This is a genomic window from Vibrio sp. M260118 (assembly GCF_036533755.1).
Classification (GTDB): domain Bacteria; phylum Pseudomonadota; class Gammaproteobacteria; order Enterobacterales; family Vibrionaceae; genus Vibrio.
Window position 1 is genome coordinate 1 of the sequence record NZ_JATABG010000283.1, and the last position, 4,840, is coordinate 4,840.

The window sequence follows — 4,840 nt, forward strand, 5'->3', positions numbered from 1 at the left end:
CAGAGCCCAAGATTTACACGTTGGATGGAAGGGTCGACAGGTGCCGTTTTAGTTGTACTTGGGATTAAACTGTTAGTCGAAAAGCCACAGGTTTAGTCAACCGACAACTCGACATTTGCTAACCAGTGCAGCAAGTGGTCAGTCAGGGCGTGCGGCTTAGCTAAAGGTAAGTCGTGCGCATCGCAATCAAAGCGTTTTATCTCTACCTTCCAAGCCTTGGCAATCGCCTCACTACATCGACTATCGACGAGTTTATCGTCACGACTCACAACTATCTGAGTAGGACATGCTGGTGGAGAGGGGCGTCCCTTATATTTTGCAGCAGCATACAACTGGCGACGTGCATTTTCGCCGCTGACCGGATGTTGGTTCGCCAGATTAAGGTGATGCTCAAGCACCTGTGGTTGCTTGGCGTTAATAGGGCTAGTCCAGTCTAAAATCGCTTGCTGAAAAGCTCTGCTTCCCTTTAAGCTCGACGCTGCTATGCGCATTAGCGCGTTAAGGTTTATTCGCTGCCAAAACGGGCTGTAGCGAGCAAAGCTTGGGTTGATCAAGGTTAAGCTCGCCACTTGACCGGGTAGGGTATGTGCCCATTCGCAAGCGAGCATGGAGCCCATGGAAATGGTGACCAGATGATAGCGCTCGCAATCACTTGGTAATTGCTTGAGTACTTCGGGCAGCATCTTCTCAATACTCAGTGGGCTTTGTTGGTCATAGAGTGCGCCATTGCCAGGAACGTTCGGCGTAATAATCATTAACTCGGGAGAAGCTTCAGTGAGGGCTTCGATCATATATTTCCAATGACCGCTCTCTCTTAATAACCCACGCACTAAGACTATCGGAACCATAATTTCTTGGCCTTCTGTGTGTACTTTTGTTGCTCTTCTGCTGTCATTTTTTCGATCAAATCGCTATCGAGTACCTGAATTAAATAGCTTAGCAGAGTGCTGTGGCGACGTTGTACTCGTTTTATACGATGAGGCTTAGTTGGATGAAAAATTTGGCTAAATTTTAAAAGTTGGATTGGATTCTTTTTCACCCAAAGCCATGAGCCTAGTTCTAGCGTTAAGGGTAAGAAGTGATTGGTTGATTTAGTTTGATGCTTGATCAGCATCCAATCCCAAAAATCACCGTGAGTGGTGTATTGATGCCATTGAGGCTCGAACTGGTAAAGCTCGTAGTGCGGATAGCTTTTTCGAAATCGCCGATAAATTAAATAATACTGGTGCAAGTTGCTTGGAGCTAGTTGGCTATGGGCATAGGGAAACCAAAGTCGGTCACGAGTACCAAACCCGCTGTGAAGGTCTAACAAGATGGTAGAGCGAGTTTGCACAGTGATATCTAGGATGCAGCGTGACAACGCCTGAAGCTCTTGCTCCATATTAGTTGGGTTGCCTCGAAACCAAGGAAGTGAAGCGCTGACAGTTTGCCCTGCGTAAAGTTGATAGCTAGGATTTAAGGCTTCTACAGGCGCGTTTCTCATTAGATCTACGCCGTTGTGATTGGCGCGTTTTTTGAGAGTTACCCCCCACGGATTAACGACAGGGACCGCAATGATCCGAACGCCCTCCAGTTGCTCTTTTAATTGCCGATCCCAATCTAGCCTGCGAAGTAAGCTTTTAATGAAGGCAAGAATGATCTGACTGCCAATTCTTTCTACGCCATGAATGGCGCCAGTAAAAAATAGACAGGGTGCATCGCAGCGGCGAGAGCCCATTTCGAGGGCGTAGATTGGCAAAGCGGTACCATTGTAATGAATTTCTTCGAGTAGGTTGAGGCGTACATGTTGAGGGAACTGCTGCGCTAATTGCTCAATATGCTCAATTTCACGTGGTATATGACGGTTCATCTTGACGCTCTAATAGGGTTTGCAACCAGTTTAGAACGTAAATAAACGCAGAAGGATGAAGTATTTGTGTCAGTTGGTAAAGGTTAAAGCAACAATGCGAAGCTCGTGGGCTTCGCATTGTATTATCTAGCGTATAAGGTCAGTGTTAGGCGGTGACGCTGTCGCTACGAGTATTAGAGATTTGCGCAAAATAGAGCTTGGTCTCTTCTACTACTACATGGCGTAGCGCTATCAGACCAATTAGGTTTGGAACCGCCATTAGACCATTCACAATATCGGCAATAATCCAGATCATATCTAGGTGGAGGAATGCGCCTGACGCGACCAAACCAACGAAGATGATTTTGTATGGCAGTACGGCCTTGGTACCGAGTAGAAATACGACGCAGCGTTCACCGTAGTAGTTCCATCCCAAAATGGTGGTGAAGGCGAAGAAGATCAAACCAATAGACACCAACATTGGACCGAACGTGTCGGCATTTAGGCCAACGGCAAATGCGTGAGTCGTCATTGCTGCGCCAGCAAAGTCACTTTGCCACGCACCTGTTAGGATTAGAGCAAGACCTGTCATGGTACAGATGATGATGGTGTCAAAGAAGGTACCCGTCATCGAGATCAGACCTTGTCTAACACAAGAGTCAGTCTTGGCTGCGGCCGCTGCCATTGGTGCGCTACCTAATCCAGATTCGTTAGAGAATACGCCACGCGCGATACCCGACTGAATGGCTAGCATAATGCTTGCGCCCAAGAAACCACCCGTTGCTGCCGTTGGTGTAAAGGCAGACACTAGAACCAGTTCAACCGCATCGTACAGTTTGTCTGCGTTCATGATAATCACGCTCAAACATGCTAGCACGTAGAACAGCGCCATAGTTGGCACCACTTTACCGGCCACTTTAGCAATGGATTGAATACCGCCAAGTGTTACGAAAGCCACAAGCAGGGTAAGAACGCTAGCTGAGATTTCCCGCGACACGCCAAACGAGATTTCGCTTGCGTCTAGAATTGCGTTGACCTGTGGGAAGGTACCAATGCCAAAACAAGCGACGCCAAGCGCAAAAATCGCAAACATAACGGCTAGCGCTTTTGAACCCACACCGTACTGCAGGTAGTACATTGGGCCGCCGATCATCTGACCTTTGCTGTCGACCTTACGGTATTTTACCGCAAGCAGACATTCCGCGTATTTGGTTGCCATGCCGAATAGGGCAGCGAGCCACATCCAGAATAGAGCGCCAGGGCCACCGAGTTTAATGGCGGTAGCGACACCAACAATGTTACCGGTACCGATTGTTGCAGATAGGGCAGTACATAACGCCGCAAAGCTGGACACGTCGCCCTGTTTTTTTGAATCATCTTTACTAAAGACCATCTTCAAAGCGGTTGGCAAATGTCTAAACTGGAGTAATCCCAAACGAAAAGTGAAGTAGACACCGGTACCCACAAGTAGAATTAATAGTGGTGGACCCCAGACAAAGCTGTCGATAGTTTTAAGTAAAGATTGAAGGTTATCCATGATTTCCCCTTAAGTGATAATGCTTATTTAAGGAGAAGAGTGAAAGTGCAGAGATCAATGAATTGATCTCGATTAGCTACAGGCAGAATAGCGAAATAGCTGAAATGTCTTTTCACTCCTCTGTCCTTTGTACCTGAGAGTTTCACCTAAAATAGGCTTGCTCCTTCGGCGACCGATCTAACGGTTCTCTCCAGAGGCTCCTCCAACTACAGTCCCCGCCACCTAGGTGGCACCTGAAAGATTTACTTCTTCGGTAGGTTATTCTTTCCAAATGTTAATGTTTGGTAAATAACCACTCTCCTGCAGTCTTCATCGGAACAATTACTTTATTAATTGGGTAATTGTTAGTCGATAGCACTGGTTGCTATCGATGTGTGAACTCTATCATCTTTTTTTGGTATTTCAATAGGGAATTTATAATCAAATGAATAAAGAGTAGGTTGGAGTTGATGTATACCAAAATAATTGGAGTTGCAGCGAGGAAATTCTGCCCTATGAGCATAGATGTTGTGTGTGATTAGGAGGAATTGGCGTAGTTAACAAAGCGGCAGATTCCAGAATGAAGGGTATAGGACAATAAAAAAATAGCGCCGGGAAAGGCGCTATTTGAACAATGGTTTAGAACCAAAATTAGAAGTAGTTTGCGTCTACAAGTTCACTTGCCTGTACTGATTTTACTTCTTCACGCGCTTCTAACCACGCAACAACTTGAGTTTTTTGCTCTTCAGTTACGTCTGCGTAGCGTGCGTTGCAGCAAAGAAAGCCTTCAAACAACTCAAGGCCACCGCCGCCAAAACATAGACCTAAGCTGTCGATGTAGTCGATAAACTCATCGACAAACACGTCATACTTGTCGAAATCAGTGATGGTTGTTTCACAGCTTAGTTCGAAACCGAGCATGGCAAACTCGCCCAGAAATAGTTTCTTTTGAATACGGCGTTTTTTATTGTCTAACTTGTATGGTTTCATTATTTGATCTCGATTGATTTGGTTAGGTATTTATACCTTAGATTGACTCAGCAACCAAATAAAATGCTAGGGGCTAGGGACGGCTGTATGATTTTTCATCCATTCATACAGCTTCAAACTGCATAGTAACCATTTGAATCAATTTATTTTATCTAATCAGGGACTAAAACTACCTTGTGCTGACTATTTTTGGTGAAAAATGGTATAAAGTAATGAATAGAAAGTCTGCCTAAGGAGTGGTTATGACAAGGTTACTTGCAATTGCATTTTTAGTGGCTTTAGCGTTTGTTTTGATTCGTTATCGTACTAGTGAAAAGCTGCAAAAGTACGTGGTTATTACTCTTATATCGGGCTTCTTGCTATACACATCTACACTCATGATTACCGAATTAATTCGCTAACCTTCAGGAGCTACTAAGTGAACGAACATACAGATCACCCAGAGAACGAAGACGTAGTTGTCATCGAAGAGCGCGATAAGCGAACGCATCTCTACATTATTATTG

General features: G+C 45.2%; 5 protein-coding genes, 1 pseudogene and 1 riboswitch. Of the genes and pseudogenes, 2 read left to right on the forward strand and 4 right to left on the reverse strand.

Annotated elements, in window-relative coordinates:
* Positions 1 to 96, forward strand: a pseudogene (locus QTO00_RS14960) (LysE family translocator); the annotation flags it as partial.
* On the opposite strand, the gene QTO00_RS14965 reads toward QTO00_RS14960, so the two are convergent.
* From QTO00_RS14965 to QTO00_RS14980, 4 genes are all read right to left on the reverse strand, one after another.
* The gene (locus QTO00_RS14965) at positions 93 to 791 is read right to left on the reverse strand and encodes an alpha/beta fold hydrolase (protein ID WP_331425503.1); all 699 of its coding nucleotides are present in this window, start codon (positions 789 to 791) and stop codon (positions 93 to 95) included. The pseudogene QTO00_RS14960 and the gene QTO00_RS14965 overlap by 4 nt on opposite strands.
* Before the next feature lie 44 nt (positions 792 to 835).
* Positions 836 to 1,849, reverse strand: a complete 1,014-nt coding sequence (locus tag QTO00_RS14970) for a DUF2817 domain-containing protein (RefSeq protein WP_331425504.1) — start codon at positions 1,847 to 1,849, stop codon at positions 836 to 838.
* A 145-nt stretch (positions 1,850 to 1,994) separates the two neighbouring features.
* Positions 1,995 to 3,365, reverse strand: coding sequence for an alanine/glycine:cation symporter family protein (locus QTO00_RS14975; RefSeq protein WP_331425505.1), 1,371 nt, complete (start codon positions 3,363 to 3,365; stop codon positions 1,995 to 1,997).
* Between the two features lie 110 nt (positions 3,366 to 3,475).
* Positions 3,476 to 3,569, reverse strand: a riboswitch (glycine riboswitch).
* Positions 3,570 to 3,995: 426 nt separating this feature from the next.
* Positions 3,996 to 4,334, reverse strand: a complete 339-nt coding sequence (locus tag QTO00_RS14980; protein ID WP_331425506.1) for a 50S ribosome-binding protein YggL — start codon at positions 4,332 to 4,334, stop codon at positions 3,996 to 3,998.
* 242 nt (positions 4,335 to 4,576) lie between these two features.
* On the opposite strand from QTO00_RS14980, the gene QTO00_RS14985 reads away from it, so the two are divergent.
* Complete coding sequence (locus QTO00_RS14985; protein WP_038204963.1) at positions 4,577 to 4,735, forward strand: hypothetical protein; 159 nt, start codon at positions 4,577 to 4,579, stop codon at positions 4,733 to 4,735.
* Positions 4,736 to 4,840 lie beyond the last annotated feature (105 nt).